Source organism: Virgibacillus halodenitrificans (genome assembly GCF_001878675.1).
Lineage (GTDB): Bacteria > Bacillota > Bacilli > Bacillales > Amphibacillaceae > Virgibacillus_Q > Virgibacillus_Q halodenitrificans.
Genome location: NZ_CP017962.1, coordinates 2,405,688 through 2,420,139 on the forward strand (window position 1 = coordinate 2,405,688; position 14,452 = coordinate 2,420,139).

19 protein-coding genes are annotated in these 14,452 nt (G+C 35.9%); 3 read left to right on the plus strand and 16 right to left on the minus strand.

Going from position 1 to position 14,452, the window contains the following annotated elements:
* Positions 1-16: 16 nt before the first annotated feature.
* The 6 genes from BME96_RS12500 to BME96_RS12525 form a co-directional block, all read right to left on the minus strand.
* The gene (locus BME96_RS12500) at positions 17-1,108 is read right to left on the minus strand and encodes an HD-GYP domain-containing protein (RefSeq protein WP_071649199.1); all 1,092 of its coding nucleotides are present in this window, start codon (positions 1,106-1,108) and stop codon (positions 17-19) included.
* A gap of 220 nt (positions 1,109-1,328) precedes the next feature.
* Positions 1,329-1,631 (minus strand): YunC family protein, encoded by a 303-nt coding sequence (locus BME96_RS12505; RefSeq protein ID WP_019378650.1) that lies wholly within the window; start codon positions 1,629-1,631, stop codon positions 1,329-1,331.
* Positions 1,632-1,711: 80 nt separating this feature from the next.
* Positions 1,712-3,106, minus strand: coding sequence for a bifunctional metallophosphatase/5'-nucleotidase (locus BME96_RS12510; protein WP_071649200.1), 1,395 nt, complete (start codon positions 3,104-3,106; stop codon positions 1,712-1,714).
* A gap of 16 nt (positions 3,107-3,122) precedes the next feature.
* On the minus strand, positions 3,123-3,938 hold the full coding sequence (locus BME96_RS12515) for a sulfite exporter TauE/SafE family protein (protein WP_083547462.1): 816 nt from the start codon (positions 3,936-3,938) through the stop codon (positions 3,123-3,125).
* A gap of 365 nt (positions 3,939-4,303) precedes the next feature.
* The gene (locus tag BME96_RS12520; protein WP_071649202.1) at positions 4,304-4,834 is read right to left on the minus strand and encodes a hypothetical protein; all 531 of its coding nucleotides are present in this window, start codon (positions 4,832-4,834) and stop codon (positions 4,304-4,306) included.
* Positions 4,776-5,573 (minus strand): FtsK/SpoIIIE domain-containing protein, encoded by a 798-nt coding sequence (locus BME96_RS12525; protein WP_071649203.1) that lies wholly within the window; start codon positions 5,571-5,573, stop codon positions 4,776-4,778. Before BME96_RS12525 ends, BME96_RS12520 begins: the two co-directional genes overlap by 59 nt.
* Before the next feature lie 231 nt (positions 5,574-5,804).
* Here BME96_RS12525 and BME96_RS12530 point away from each other — a divergent pair, with 231 nt between their 5' ends.
* The 3 genes from BME96_RS12530 (at position 5,805) to BME96_RS12540 (ending at position 6,732) form a co-directional block, all read left to right on the plus strand.
* Entirely contained in the window at positions 5,805-5,996 is a 192-nt protein-coding gene (locus BME96_RS12530; RefSeq protein ID WP_071649204.1) for a helix-turn-helix transcriptional regulator, read from the plus strand.
* Between the two features lie 98 nt (positions 5,997-6,094).
* Positions 6,095-6,442: a YhjD family protein gene (locus BME96_RS12535; RefSeq protein ID WP_071649205.1), complete on the plus strand. Its 348-nt coding sequence runs from the start codon at positions 6,095-6,097 to the stop codon at positions 6,440-6,442.
* 59 nt (positions 6,443-6,501) lie between these two features.
* Positions 6,502-6,732: a hypothetical protein gene (locus BME96_RS12540; protein WP_071649206.1), complete on the plus strand. Its 231-nt coding sequence runs from the start codon at positions 6,502-6,504 to the stop codon at positions 6,730-6,732.
* 29 nt (positions 6,733-6,761) lie between these two features.
* On the opposite strand, the gene BME96_RS12545 is transcribed toward BME96_RS12540, so the two are convergent.
* The 10 genes from BME96_RS12545 to BME96_RS12580 form a co-directional block, all read right to left on the minus strand.
* Entirely contained in the window at positions 6,762-7,601 is an 840-nt protein-coding gene (locus BME96_RS12545) for a peptidoglycan-binding protein (RefSeq protein WP_071649207.1), read from the minus strand.
* Positions 7,601-7,858, minus strand: a complete 258-nt coding sequence (locus BME96_RS12550) for a holin (RefSeq protein ID WP_071650002.1) — start codon at positions 7,856-7,858, stop codon at positions 7,601-7,603. Before BME96_RS12550 ends, BME96_RS12545 begins: the two co-directional genes overlap by 1 nt.
* 31 nt (positions 7,859-7,889) lie before the next feature.
* Positions 7,890-8,225: a hypothetical protein gene (locus BME96_RS12555; protein WP_071649208.1), complete on the minus strand. Its 336-nt coding sequence runs from the start codon at positions 8,223-8,225 to the stop codon at positions 7,890-7,892.
* A gap of 137 nt (positions 8,226-8,362) precedes the next feature.
* Positions 8,363-8,617, minus strand: a complete 255-nt coding sequence (locus BME96_RS12560; RefSeq protein ID WP_071649209.1) for a hypothetical protein — start codon at positions 8,615-8,617, stop codon at positions 8,363-8,365.
* Positions 8,618-8,698: 81 nt separating this feature from the next.
* Entirely contained in the window at positions 8,699-8,845 is a 147-nt protein-coding gene (locus BME96_RS19600; RefSeq protein WP_156035996.1) for a hypothetical protein, read from the minus strand.
* Positions 8,846-8,969: 124 nt separating this feature from the next.
* Positions 8,970-9,146, minus strand: a complete 177-nt coding sequence (locus BME96_RS19605) for a hypothetical protein (protein ID WP_156035999.1) — start codon at positions 9,144-9,146, stop codon at positions 8,970-8,972.
* Positions 9,139-9,345, minus strand: coding sequence for a hypothetical protein (locus tag BME96_RS12565; protein WP_071649210.1), 207 nt, complete (start codon positions 9,343-9,345; stop codon positions 9,139-9,141). The genes BME96_RS19605 and BME96_RS12565 overlap by 8 nt, the downstream gene beginning before the upstream one ends.
* Positions 9,346-11,235: a phage tail spike protein gene (locus BME96_RS12570; RefSeq protein ID WP_197035824.1), complete on the minus strand. Its 1,890-nt coding sequence runs from the start codon at positions 11,233-11,235 to the stop codon at positions 9,346-9,348.
* A gap of 147 nt (positions 11,236-11,382) precedes the next feature.
* Positions 11,383-12,180: an accessory Sec system protein Asp2 gene (locus BME96_RS12575; RefSeq protein WP_071649211.1), complete on the minus strand. Its 798-nt coding sequence runs from the start codon at positions 12,178-12,180 to the stop codon at positions 11,383-11,385.
* Between the two features lie 82 nt (positions 12,181-12,262).
* Entirely contained in the window at positions 12,263-14,449 is a 2,187-nt protein-coding gene (locus BME96_RS12580) for a right-handed parallel beta-helix repeat-containing protein (protein WP_071649212.1), read from the minus strand.
* Between the last annotated feature and the right edge of the window lie 3 nt (positions 14,450-14,452).

Sequence of the window (14,452 nt, forward strand, 5' to 3'; positions counted from 1 at the left end):
ACGGGAGGATAGAATTTTAATTTCCATCAAGATTTACATCCACTATCGTGACATTCATCACTTTTCCCAGGTCCAAATCATAGGGAATGCTTAATGTATAAGTATTTTCTTTCATTATACGTATGACAGGTCTATCACAAAGATTTTCATTCTGTCTTACAACTATTCCTTCACTTTTGTTACTTAGAAGGACTGTAATGCCATTAGGATAAATAATGATACTATTTTTAAAAGCCTCTACCATGTTTTTATCAAATAACCTCGCCGCCCCTGCATAGAGGATCTCAAGCCCCTCATGTGGAAGCATTGCTTCACGATACACTCGGTTACTCGTAACTGCATCAAAAACATCAGCTATACCAATTAATTTACCGTATGGATGAATGTCATCATCCTTAATACCTCTCGGATAACCAGAACCATCTAGCCTTTCATGGTGCTGATAGGCACAGTGGGAAACTACTGTTGGCAAATCTGCTTGCTTTCTTAAAAACTCAAAACCGAGTACTGTGTGGCTTTTCATTGTTTCATATTCTTCTTCTGATAGTCTACCTGGTTTATTTAATATTTCCGGTGAGATGAACATCTTACCAATGTCATGCAGCATAGCACCGATTCCGATTTCAGTTAGCATCTTAGATGAATAATTTAATTCTACTCCAATTGCCAATGAATAAATTGCTACATTTAGTGAATGTTGAAATACGTAATTATCTGTAATAAATATATCTGTTAATAATGAGAATGATTTCTTATTCGATTGTATTTCTTCAAGAATTTGATTAACGACAATAGAAAGCTTCTTTTTGCTATTATCAAGAATAAATGCTCGCCCTACCAGTCCGTTCTCTTGTATTTCATAGAAAATATCTTTCATCATTTTCGTTGCATCCGAACGTAGTTTGTTAGAAATAACCGGTTCTGCTTTAATATCATTAGTAAACTTATCTTTTATGTACAAATAAGTTATCCCTTGTTTAATCAACCGTGCAAGTATCTTTTCAGTTAAGGTTACCCCTTCCCTAATCAGCACTACACCATTATCATTATGTACGGTCTGAGCAAGAATCTCTCCGGGGGTAATCAAGTTGGTATTTACAAGCTTCATAAGGTTCTCCTAACTGTTAATAAATAATATTTTCAGCCATAATATGACACTTATCGACATATGTTATATTAAAATAATAGCAAATTTAATGACAAATAGCCATTATATAAAAAGATGTAAGGAAAAATCGCTCATTTAGTTAATCAATAGTAGCGCAGGGTAACCCGTCGTATAAACACCAAAAATAAAAAATGCCCTCCTCATTATGGAAGGCATTTCTTCATGCGATTTTTAACAATGCTTCTTTCCCTGTCATTCCAACTTCCCAGCCATAGGTTCTCGAAGCGTCGGTAATTTTTTCAAGTGGAGCGTTCAATAAATCATCAATGGATCGCACACCTACAGCTCTTCCTGCAACTACTTTTCGATGAGCTAATTTTTCATTAAGCACATCCACATCCAGTGCAGCACACATAATATAACCAGTTTCATTCGTAATCATAATAAGATTTGTTTTTGGTAGTTCAACTTGAATCGCCGTAAACATCATTCCATCTACCTCTAAGGGGTTTACTGTTATCATACATGGCCAGCCTCCTTTGATTGCTACACAATATATGTATGCAAACAAAGGAAGTATGGTCACGAACCCAGATCCATAAATTACTTAAATTTTGTTTGTAATGTCTTAACCAATAAATCCCTTAAAAATTCCGGCAAGAAGAAGTCCTTCCTTTCCGACTTGGCTACTTCTGGCAGGAGCCGTCCGAATGTGAACGTATCTGCTGTTGCTACCTTATATACTTTATTTGAATCCAGAGAGGAACCTTCTAAGAGTACCTCTTTTACATATTCTTCTCCATTTTCATGTTTTCCTGTTTCTACTTCTAAACCAGCGAATACCATTCTGCCCAATAGCTCACCACGGAACCCAAATCCTTTTAATTTTAACTCCATAAAATCTTTTGTGAGCGAAGCCCTGATTACTTCCAACAACTCGTCTCCCTTTAATTCAACAACACAGGGATTGATTGGATGTGGACATATACGATGTACGTCACTGTAGGTAATATCTCCTGCTGTTAATTGATCAAGAAGCAAGCCGGAATTTAACATAGCACAGTCTGCTTGAGTCCATGTCTTTAATGTATTTGTCAGCTCGCACATTAAAGGTGTTTCTTTAAACCAGTTGACTGTCAGCCCCTCATTTAAATGGATTACTTTTTTACCAAGTATTTCTTCGGCTTGTTTTTGTAATTCAAAAAGCATTTGTTCTGTATGCATATCTCTTCCCATTGAAGTAATATCTGTAGTAAACGCCTCTTTCCTAACAAGCTTATTAGCAGTATGATCCCATGTTAATGAGACTTCGCCTACAAAGGCACAATGCTTTCCTGCAGCTGTAATTAGACTATTATTAACTTCTTCACCTGTACGCAACAAGTGATGGGTATGCCCGCCAATAATTATGTCTATAGCAGGGAATCTTCTGGCAATTTCCTGATCCTCATTAATCCCCAAATGGGATAAAAGAACAACAATATCAACAGATTCTTTTAGTTCAAAGATATACTTATCCAAAGCTTCAAACTGGGAAGATACATGCCATCCAAGCAACTCATAAAAATCATTAAATGGTGCTGTTAGACCAATAATACCGATTCGTACCCCTGTCTCCGTTTCAAAAACTGTGACTCGCTCTAACCAGTTAGGATTATTACTATCTGTACTGTGTAAGTTTGCACAAACGACCTCAAATTCAGCCTCATCATACAAATGAAACAAATCTTTATGTGATAACGTTATACCTTCATTATTACCTATCGTTACCGCATCAAACCCTAGCTCATTCATCAATTGCACATTTGCTTTCCCTAAGGAAGCTTCGCTAATAGGATGCACGCGATCTACATGATCACCAACATCTAAAAGGAAACAGGATTCGTTACGATAACGCTTCCCAGCAATACTGTCCTTTAGATAACCTGCAACTCTCGACCAGTTATTAAAATTGCTATGAAAATCGTTCGTATAAAATATGAATATATTTTCTTCCATTAAAAATCATTGCTCCTTACATCAGACCTTCAGCTATCATCCGTATACCTATGATAATTAAGATAGCCCGTAAAATCCATTCCAATGTTTTTCCAGTCAGACGTTGGTTCACGATAGCACCAAGTTTTCCACCAATCCATGCTCCCGGAATAAAAAATATAGCGTATTGCCAAATTACATGCCCTAAGACAATATGTGTGCTAGCTCCAATTATACTAACAAAGAAAATCATAAACATGGATGTTGCTGTGGCAATATGGGCTGGAATACCAAACAACAGAATCATCGCAGGTACCATAATAGATCCTCCACCAATTCCAAAAAGCCCGGACATCGTTCCAACCATAAACGCCAGTAAAAAAGCCAAATAGATATTAACTGTATAATTGTATGTTTCCCCATTTAATGTAAAGCTTCTTACGTTCTTTGTATGTGTTATATCTACAGATTTCTGTTTCCTTTTAATAAAAAAAAGCATAGAGATTATGATCATTATAAATCCAAAATATAATTGAAAATCATCAACATTTACAAATTGATTCAGCCAAGAACCTAATATACTTCCTGGTATGCTGCCAGAAAGAAAATACAAACCAGTTTTATAATCTATTCTGCCAGTTTTAAAATAAGCAATTGAGGAAGATAGCCCGGTAAACACCATAGCAACAAGAGAAATTCCTACAATAGTTTGCGGAGTTGCCCAGGAAAAAGCCTCTGAAAATTGATAAAGAAATAGCATGCTGGGAATCATTACTATTCCCCCGCCGAGCCCCATTAAACCACCCACAAAGGCCGTAACTATACCTATAATAATGCAAATAATATATACCAAATGAATCCCTTCCATCCAAAATAATTTTCAAGATAACTATGTATATAAAAAGCTTTAAATTATGTAAAGCAATTCCTCTAATTTACATATCAAGAAGTCGGAAATAATTAAATTCCAGGTTCTATACTACAATATCCAAAAAAAGACTAAGACGCAATAGCTACGTCTTAGTCTTTTAAAATTTGGCCTTAACCGATTGAACCTTCCATCTCAAATTTGATTATTTTTGTTTTTCATATTAAATCAAAGTAACTCTAAGTACTGATACTATGGGATTTTTATTAGTTTAGCTTTTCAAATTTCATCATATAATTTCAAATATTTGTGGGTGGTTTGTGGGTGGTTTGTGGGTGAAAAGTGGGTAATTATATCTCATGAACCACACACCCTTTCCACATTCTTACCCTCTCTGGCGAGCATATAATTTCGAAGCGTAACCCCAACTCTTTATACCTTTGTATCTTCTCTAAATTAGCTTTCTTTTTCTGCTTTCGATCTACTTCATAATACACATAATCATTTGCTGTTTTCGGATCACTTACTCTTGGAACCATAAAATCAGGTCTAAACTCTTTCCCATTTATTGTTACAGTAGGTTCTATTTTTGCCTTATCAAATAGGCCCCTTATAATAAGGAACTTATTCATCATCATACGGTGTTCCCAATGACCAAATCCTCTGCCAGCTACACAAAATATCTTTATTTCTTTTCTGCTACATTCTAATAAGCCTTTTTCAGTCATCTCATTTAATATGCGTAGAGCATTCCTTCTGCCCCCTTCCCCTAATCCTCCTGCGTTTAACCGCATTAATTCCCATGCACTCGCAACACCTAACTTATTTAATCTTGAAAGTATCCTGGCTTCCCTCTCTTTGCGGATCTCTGACTTTAACATCCCAACCATCCCTTTCCTCGAATTGAAAGCTTTTCATACTTAGCTTGTAATCCTTCTTGTAAATACCTAACCCATATTGGCCAGAGGGAAGTGCTTCAGCTCCCGATTCATCTAGAGCAACCCTCGAAGCTATTTCCGTCGGCAACCTGAAACAAATACGTGTTTCCGCATTCTGCTTTACTTGACCATTTAGGATGTCTTTTGTTGGGTATTGAGTGGCATATATTAGATGTACGTGGAATCCTCTACCTAATCTTGCTATTTCACTTATAGCTGCTTGACAAGCTAAATAATCGCTACTTTCTTTTTTGGTTAAGTGTGCAGGTGCTAATAACTCTCCGGCTTCATCAATAATGACATAAATATGAGACTGTCTCCGTTGTTTCATTTCCCCTACTACTTTTTCTAACTCTATACGAGCTTGTGTAATATCAGTAGCAGTGACCTTCCCATAATCAAACCCTCCTTTTAAGTCAATTAGAACTATTTCTCCGTTTAATTGTGATATGAGACATTTAATAAAATTTGTCTTTCCATACCCCGTTGTTCCTGCAACAATCATGTGAGCGAACTTTTTAAAGTTGTGATATACATATCCATTTTCAAACTTACCAATTACAACGGATGTGTTTGACCTGGGTAAGATCGGCAACTGTTCATCCTTACTCCAATCACTCGCAAAAACCTGCATCCCCAGCCAGTAAAAAGATACAAGAGTGATTCCATAGATAATATACATATTATCCCCCTTTCTTAATGATGGATTGGACAGAGTTAAAAGGTATTGAAAACAATATTAGAATAGAGAAATGTATAGTCATGCAGAGAACATTAATGTGAATAGTGAAGTGAACTTAATAAACTATATGCAGGTTAAGGTAGATTGATTACACATTACTTTAAATAAATTTAAACTAATTGTATAAAGGATATTAAAGAAGCCTTGTGGAATAGGTATATAGGTGATTGGATGGAAAACAAAATAAATGAGTATTTAGAGATTAGAGGATTTAAAAAGAAGTGGGTTGCTGATCAACTAGGGGTTAGCCAAGTAGTGTTATCCAGATGGATTAACGGGCATAGTAACCCTTCATTGGAAAATGCCTTTAGGTTAGCTGAATTGTTAGGCTGCAAGGTTGATGATTTGTACGAGAGGAAGTGAATATAATGAGAAGAGATCCAGATCCAGGTGGTTGACCGCGCAATGCGGTCTTTTTTTATGATATTATAAGAACAAATATTCTTATAGAAGGTGATCGCATGGACCAACAAATAAAAGAGTATATCGCTCTGCCGTTAGCCATTAATGTATTTAAACATGATCGACCACTATTTAAAAATTGGTCAATGGCTAACCTATATTTAAGTAAGATAGATCATGTAGTTGAGCAGATGCAGGATGACTTTAATCAGCTTAGAGGTAAATACTATAACAGAGTGCGAAAGCTAAATGACTCCTACATTATAGATGGACGAAAGTACACTTTTACAAGTGAACAACTTAGAGAAATGACTGCTGAGGTTGCACATAGATACATGTCTGGAGACAAGGCTACGGATTTTGAGATTAAGAATATTATACCTTATACAGAGAGTCCTGATTTATAAAGAAGGATAAACCATAAATCTGTCGAATACATCTCTAACAACTATAAAGGAGATATACTATGATAGCCTTTTACGGTAGAGGTCTGTATATGATTAGACAAGATAAGGAACGATTTGAGGTACGTATAGGTTATGATATCATTAAGACGATAAGGCCTAAATCTAAAGAAGAATATGAGGAAATCCAAGCTTTATTACAAAATAATGAGGATTTAAGTAATTGGAAAGATGATGAGGGTAATAATATCATTCCCGATGCCAACCTGTTATATTTCTTTGAGGATATGTAAAAGCGCCCCATTATGGAGCGCTCTTTTTCTTACTTAAACAAATGCTTAAATGTTACTGGACCTACACGGCCATCAACAACTAATCCTTCAGATTCCTGAAACTCTCTTACTGTAGCTTCACATCCACTACCGAAAATACCGTCTAACCCTTTTGGGTCATAACCTTTACAGTATAGCAATGCTTGGATAATCCAAGTAAGTCTTCCTTTTGCTCCAGGATAAACAATGATACTTGCATTTTCTGTCTTAGGACCCCAAACACCATCTTTAACCAAACCTCTGTCAAATTGTTTATTTAATTCGGTTTGATAAGCCTTAAGAAGTGCTTTTCTCGTTTTAGGGCCATCATAGCCATCTACTCTTAACCCTGCATTATAGTACTTGTTGGCATAGGTTTGTATCTTTTTTATGATAACTTTACTATTACCATAACTTGGTGTAGATGGCTTACCACTGGATATATTGGGCATCTGTAAATGAGGGTAGTCTTTAAAGCTTTTCCAGTCTCCTCCCCATTCAAATCCAAGTGACTTACCAATAGCTGCAGCTCGTCTCCATTTTTTATCTACTTTCCAGATTGCATCTTGGCCATCATCTGATACAAGAAAGAAGTCTACTGCAGTACCATAGTTATGGATAGATTGACCAGGCTTAGCATTGGTTACAATGTTACCTGGTGTCGTTCTACCCTGATCATATAATGCTTGTTGCCTAGCATGAGAGCGATAACCCTCACTAATTTGGACGTAGATCCTTTCTTTATAAGCTCTTTTAATCAATTCTAAAGCTTTATCCCTTACTACTGGATGCGTACCCTTGTCCATGTTCCGGTTTGATCTGTCTAATAATGTTTGTAGTGATACTGTCATTATTTAGTCACTCCATTTCTTTTCTTAATTAATTCAAATAATCCTGTACCAGATAACCCTGCAAATCCTCCTGCCCACAATCGCAATACCAATTCCATGTCCGTAAACGGATAAGCTGCCGTACCGATAATCAACCCGATAATGAAACTAATCGCAGGCACAATATTCTTTTTAACACTTACTGTCCTTTTAACTAATTCAACTAAACCAATCACTGCCGGCACTATGAGCGTGGCAAAAATCAACACTTGCTGCATAACTTCGTTTTCCATAGATAATTCCTCCTTTTTAAATTAAAGCTGTTAAAACTGTGTACAAAAAAACGACAGCCGATATCATGACTGCCGCCCAAGCAGGAGCATTGTTTTTTCGATTATCATCTTCTTTAACTATTCTCTTAACCTCGTCGCTGTCTGCTTTACTTTCAAGTTTTTTATCAAGATCACTTATTTGCTTGTCTCTAGCATCCAACATAAGTTGTATCTCTGTACGAGGCACATAAATGGCAGTAAACGATTTGATATTATCGTTAAGTTCGGTGACAATACGCTCAATGTTGTCTGTCTGCTGTTCTAACTTAGCTAACCTCTCTCCATTCTCCATTTCTTTCGCCTCCTGTGTCATGTTGACCCCCTTACCCTGTCCGACATATCTCGTATAAATATAAAAGCACCCCACGTTTGACCTCATGTGGAGTGCTAGGGGATGTTGTGGCATCCCCGTGTACATATAAAAAGCACCTCTTATGAGATGCTTTAGTGTTAATAATTATTTTTATCTTCTTCCGGCACATAATTTAAAAGTAACTGTATTATTCTGTTGATTTGCCAAGGCTCCATTCCCTTTTCTTGCCCTTCATCTAAAGAATAATACAATCTCTCTAAAAAGCTTTCCCACATTGGAACGCCGTCTTCTACTCTTGCATTGTCTAAAGATTTTTTCACTACAGATTTTACTTGTTCAAATTCGTTATCTTTGTTAGTGATGAAATAATCTTTTTGTTCGTGTTTTCTCATAATTAATCCCCTCCTATCTACTTATTTCGACAGGAGGAAGCAATTTCCTGCATATAAAAAAGAACCCCTATTGGGATTCTCTTAGTTTTCTTGATGTTCAGCAGTTGGTAACGGACCAATAAAGTCATAATCACCTGGTTGCGGTGTATCTAATTGACCAGCTATCATTGGTGCTGCAATATATAAAGCCAACAATACAGTTAAAATGCCTTTTTTCACGTTTCTCATTATAAAGACCTCCCACAGTCTACCCGTTAAATTAGATGAGGAAGAGAGACGGGTATCTCTCTTATCGGCGTATACAACCTATCCTCTTTTACCTAGTATATACATAAATACGTAAAAATAACAATTAAGATTCAATTGGTTTTATATTTTTTAAGTCAATGCGTGAAAAACTGCAGTTTCCAATTGCTATTGATTCTATGCTCTGATCGTTTCTCATTTCTGTTATTTCAACAGCATTATAAGTTTCCACTTCAACGATATTAGTTTCCCCACTGTGCGTAGTAACTTCTAATTTAACCATTATTCTCACCTTCTTTCGGATCAAATTCATATTGTTCAACAGAGACAATTTCGTTTTTATCAATAGCGCATGAATCAATTGGTAAATAAAATCTCCCTTTAGTCTTACTAATTTCTTTAAGTACTCCAGGAACTGGTTTATCAATTCCAATTTGATACTTTGTTCCGTTTTTCGTAACAATTACCAATACTTTTATCATTTAAAAAGTCCCTCCTAATTGGCTCTTAATAAACACTCTAAAGATTACTTCAGCTTCAATTCTTGCCAATGAATCTGGTAGTATCTCAACCTCATGCCTACCTCTGGTAACTTTGCCCCCTGACATATTCACGTAATCAATTAAGTTAATGCGATCACCGCTCGTTCCGCTAAATTCAACTAAATTGCCATCAACTTTGATTTGCACATTGGAAGGTGTTTCATCTAACTCTATTATTTTGTGTTCTACTCCATGGATATGCCCTGGAATGCTAATTTCTAATGGATGTGTATGGTTTGGTAATGTAAATTCAAACGGATGTGTATGGTTTGGTAACTGTATTGAAAAAGGATGCGTATGCCCTGGTATATTAATACTTAAACCATGAGTGTGTGATGGAGTGTTATACGCATGAGAGTGATTCCCACTGCTACCTGCAGTTGATATTGTAGAAGTAGATGCTTCTAGTTGGAGTAAACTACCTCCTGCAGCTGCATATGTGTTTAAGTCAAATGGTCCCCCTGCGGATGTTCTTTGGAAAACAACATGCCTGTGATCTCCACCAGCATTAGAAGTTTGAGAGGAACTTCCTCCACCTTGGGTGGTTACACTTTGAACAACAGAACCTCCATTTGATGTGGTGTTACTTTGGACAACAGCTCCACCTCCGCCAGTTGTGCTACTTTTCACGACAGAACCTCCACCACCAGTTACAACTGACTTAACTATTTGCCCTGCGTTTTTAGTTGTCTCAGAATATGTTCTAAATGGTTTAGTTCGTAACCACAATTCCAATGTATTAACATTTACAACATCTTCATCTATAACAAAAGGTAATACTAAAGGATGTTGAGTATCTGCATTATCTTGAGCAGGAACAACCATAATATTAGTAGCGCCTTGCGAGTACAATTCATTGATCTGTTGTCTTCGCTCCAAATCAGCTTGCGTTGTTCCCAGATCTTCCTGAAGATTACCAATCTCCAATTGAACATTGCCCGGATCACCAGTAATATCGGATTTACTTTCTTTCATAATCCTTAGTTCAGTTGTGGGGTAGTCATCTAATTCAATCCGTAATACTCTTCCCTCTTTTAGCTTATCAATTTCTAATCCAGTAATAGATGATACATCAGCAGCAGAAGCTTTCCATGTGATAATTGGATTTTTCCACTTTTGCAATAATGCTTCTGAGCTTGCTTTTAAACTTGCAGCATCTTCAAACCGCTTGTCTACCCATACAGTTTCGTGTATTTCTTCACCAGGAGCAATGTCTTCAATATAAGGCACACCATTATTCACAGACTCAATTGTTAGCTGGTTTACTCCTTCGCCTGCACCCAATGGATAAATGCGATTAAATACACTTCTCGGATCTTCTTCAATCTCAAACCCTATTAGATTGTAACCTTCTTTAAGCCTGCATGTAGGCTCTGTTTCGACTTCTAATAGACTAAGTACCCAAGGATAAGTAGTTGTGTCAAGATACCATCTACTCTGTTCATTAAATGGCTTCGGTACACTAAATATAGCTGATAATAGATTTTCGTTTTCCCAGCTGTAATGAAAGTACCTTGTAAATGCTACGGTTCCTAATACGATATGTTTAACCTTCTGTTGATCAAGTAAATACTGAAGCACTTCTCTTGTTGAGTAATTCGTTAATTGATGGTATTTAAAAAGCGTACTCCCCAAGAGTGTCGCTAGGACATGTTCACACTGGAAAGTAACGCTATGGTTTGTGCTACTAGTTTGTTTTGGGATGATACGGAATAAACCTATATACTCGTCTTTATCCGTAATTTCTACGTACTTTAATAACTCTACTTTCTTTACTTTAGGATCGTTTATTGGCAAAGAAAAAGATGCCGACCATATTTGATTCGACACCTTATCATATCCAATACTGTATGCATTTTCTAGGATTGCTGTTGTTTCTCGGTTTATGTTTAGGGTTTTTATTATTGTGATCACCTTCTTTCTGGCATAAGAAAAAAGACCACCTGGTTAGGAGGTCTTAACAATTCGTATTCAAGATTAATTATTATAATGATTATAAACTAATTTTGGATAATGTTTCCCTATTTGTGAATGCTCATTAAAGTCGCCTAGTTTTAAATTGTATGGAATGCTTTTTTTATCAAGAAATGTTGTAAGATATTTAATATGGGCGTTTAAATAATAATCATTGTTTTTACCACAAAGAATTTGAATTTTATTAGGAAAATTCTTCTTTTGTTCAATAACTTCCAAAAGTGCATTGTTTAACTTATCCCTTTTTTCTTGAGAATGTTCTCCCATAATATTATTAAACACTCCAAGATGTTGAGTTGCAGATAAATAGTCGCCAACCATTATTTGTGGTTCTCCAGCAATAACATTTCCATAATTATTTTTAAAAGCATAATAAAGGGCAGCAAAACCACCTTTACTACTTCCAGTAAGAGTTACATTATCGTTTTTAATCCCAGTTTTATTTTGAATATCAGAAATCAAGTTGGTTAACTCGTCGACCAAAAACCAGTTTTCGTTAGTTCCCAAATAGTACGTACCCCTTGGATCATTTCCAAAATCATCTAAAATAAATAACTTATTGCAGTTAAGGTTTCTGAAAGTTAACACATAGTTATAGACAGGTGGTTTTCCTTTAAGAGGAAATCCTGAAAATATCACTAGTAATTTATCGCTCTTTTCATTTGATTGGAAGAGATATTTAATCCTACTCGCTTCAGCATTAATTTTAAACTCTTTCTCTGATTTCAGAACTTTCTCCATGTATTTTCTTGTTATATAAGATTTAGCTGGTTTTAATGCTTTTTTTATTTGTTGTTTCAATTTTCCGCCCCCCCATTTAATTCTATCGAATTTATGCGGGAATAACAATATAATTAGTAATTTTTGTTAATTACCTCCCCGATCAATACCTTATGTCAATGAAAATAGTCCCCGAGGTAATGTTTTTAACGTCTGTATAAGTGCTTCCAGATGGTCTAAAACCAATAGTCGTTATGCCAGAGTTTGGAATAGCGTAATACTGATAACAACGTCCGCTAGTTGATCCGTCTGTGTAAGGTAGTCCTAATGCCTCTTGAAAGATAACATTCGTACTAGGTACCCTACTTAAATTATTATTTTTAAACCTAATAATCATTTCACGAGTATTCATGTCTACATTGCCATCCAGATATTCTTGTCCTTCTAGAACCTCAATCATAGGGTTAACTGTACCGTTAAATGTAACTCGCATCTTGATTTTGAGTTTGTTCTTTATCTCATTAGCTATGGCAATATTACCGCTGTAAGTATTGTTTGAAACAATACCTTTATTGCTAGTAGAGTTTATGTGTTGTGTAGTTGGACTTAAATTGGGATTTTTCATAAGAAGTTGGTTGTTTATTATATTTATATAAGGTTCTGCGCCCTCTATAGTGATACATCGTATATAATTAATAAGTGTATTATTTGTTATTGTCCCAAATTCTCCGTTTGTTACATTAACACACGCAGGTGCAATAGAAATGAAATTTAGTAAATCAGAGATATCTACAAAGTTAGAACTAATGTCGAAATATTTTACGTTATTGGTTGTAATAGGGTAACATCTTTCTCTCCCTACGAATAAATCATCTTTAATTATATTACCTGTTATTTTTGCGTTTTTTAGATTTGAAGCAAAAATATGGTAAGTGTTGAATCTTGATTTAAAAATAATATTGTCCGATATTATACATGAAGCTGTTTTTTCGTTTGGGAGTCCTTCAACATTTATACCTGCCCCGAACCCACTGTGAACATTGATGTTTTCTATCTGATTCCCAGTAACTATAACATTGTCAACTTTAGCGGACGAATAACTAGCGAAGAGAACAATTGCGCCTCCCCAACCACCACCATAAATCCTATTGTTTAAAACAAAAACGCCTTCCCCTGCATGAGAATCTATTGGTTTTCTTCTATCGTTTATAAACACACTATCCCTAATGGTAGTATCAATAGCATAATTGGCTGATTGCCTTAAAACTACGCCATAACCAGGGTTAACTTGTGAATCATTAACCGGATCAGAATCAGGATGCCCCGAGTTCTCTGATTTACTAGCGATAAGACTCCCTCTTTTAGAGTTGTGAAAGTTGAAATTCCCACTATAATTGTCGTGACTATAACACCTTTCAATCGATACATCTTGTGAGTATTCTTTATCTTCATCAAACGTACCAATAGAGATTCCGCAATAGTTAAATCCTAATGTTTCTATATTTTTTAAAGTTATTCTTTTTGATCCATCATAAACTAGAATACCGATTCCTACGTTACCGATAATCCCTCCTTTGAAAGTTCCTAGTGCTGTGTCATATGAATTATTCCTTTTTGTTCCCCAATATGATTCTGTATTATATCCTCCATCAGAGCCCCCTTTTTCGCCACGACCAGTATTTCCATCTAGCGGGGGGAATACACCACACCCCTCAACAATTAATCCATTAATATTTACATCAGTTGACTGTCTGATTTCTAACACGCCTTGAGCGTGTATATTCACCTTAAGTTTCGCTCCATATCCAACTATATTAACGTTATTTTTCTGCAAAACAACCAAGCATGGTTGGTCATTATTCGGATACATAGGCAAAGTAGTGTTTTTGCTAACTAAATAATTTCCTTTTGGAAAAAACAATTCTTGACCTTCTTGCAGACTATCTATTGCTGATTGAATAGCAATTGTGTCATCTGAAATACCATCACCTTTTGCACCAAACGATTTTACGTTTATCGCGATATCTTCCAACTGCGAACTAACCTGATTATGCTCTGTCCGCACTCTCTCATCAGGACTGGCGTAAACGGTACTTCCATCACTGCCGACTTTCATCTGCTCTACAGCAGGGTCAATCGTACTTGCTCCTGTTACTGCATCCAATTGTGTTTGCGTATAATCCGATTTATCGTTTGCTTGGTTTGCAATATTTTCTGCATTTATTGAATTTTGTTTTGCTTCAGCAGCATTAGTATCTGATCGTTCTGCCGCCTTAATAGCTTCATTAATATACTCCACACCTTTATACATAGGAAAGCGTATATTAGTAGGTATTGTTTTTAGTACCAAAAC

Excerpts from the sequence above, each read along its gene's own strand:
- BME96_RS12500 (WP_071649199.1), bottom strand. The coding sequence starts at position 1,108 with ATGAAGCTTGTAAATACCAACTTGATTACCCCCGGAGAGATTCTTGCT.
- BME96_RS12505 (WP_019378650.1), bottom strand. The coding sequence starts at position 1,631 with ATGATAACAGTAAACCCCTTAGAGGTAGATGGAATGATGTTTACGGCG.
- BME96_RS12510 (WP_071649200.1), bottom strand. The coding sequence starts at position 3,106 with ATGGAAGAAAATATATTCATATTTTATACGAACGATTTTCATAGCAAT.
- BME96_RS12520 (WP_071649202.1), bottom strand. The coding sequence starts at position 4,834 with ATGTTAAAGTCAGAGATCCGCAAAGAGAGGGAAGCCAGGATACTTTCA.
- BME96_RS12525 (WP_071649203.1), bottom strand. The coding sequence starts at position 5,573 with ATGTATATTATCTATGGAATCACTCTTGTATCTTTTTACTGGCTGGGG.
- BME96_RS12530 (WP_071649204.1), top strand. The coding sequence starts at position 5,805 with ATGGAAAACAAAATAAATGAGTATTTAGAGATTAGAGGATTTAAAAAG.
- BME96_RS12535 (WP_071649205.1), top strand. The coding sequence starts at position 6,095 with ATGGACCAACAAATAAAAGAGTATATCGCTCTGCCGTTAGCCATTAAT.
- BME96_RS12540 (WP_071649206.1), top strand. The coding sequence starts at position 6,502 with ATGATAGCCTTTTACGGTAGAGGTCTGTATATGATTAGACAAGATAAG.
- BME96_RS12545 (WP_071649207.1), bottom strand. The coding sequence starts at position 7,601 with ATGACAGTATCACTACAAACATTATTAGACAGATCAAACCGGAACATG.
- BME96_RS12550 (WP_071650002.1), bottom strand. The coding sequence starts at position 7,858 with ATGCAGCAAGTGTTGATTTTTGCCACGCTCATAGTGCCGGCAGTGATT.
- BME96_RS12555 (WP_071649208.1), bottom strand. The coding sequence starts at position 8,225 with ATGACACAGGAGGCGAAAGAAATGGAGAATGGAGAGAGGTTAGCTAAG.
- BME96_RS12560 (WP_071649209.1), bottom strand. The coding sequence starts at position 8,617 with ATGAGAAAACACGAACAAAAAGATTATTTCATCACTAACAAAGATAAC.
- BME96_RS19600 (WP_156035996.1), bottom strand. The coding sequence starts at position 8,845 with ATGAGAAACGTGAAAAAAGGCATTTTAACTGTATTGTTGGCTTTATAT.
- BME96_RS19605 (WP_156035999.1), bottom strand. The coding sequence starts at position 9,146 with ATGGTTAAATTAGAAGTTACTACGCACAGTGGGGAAACTAATATCGTT.
- BME96_RS12565 (WP_071649210.1), bottom strand. The coding sequence starts at position 9,345 with ATGATAAAAGTATTGGTAATTGTTACGAAAAACGGAACAAAGTATCAA.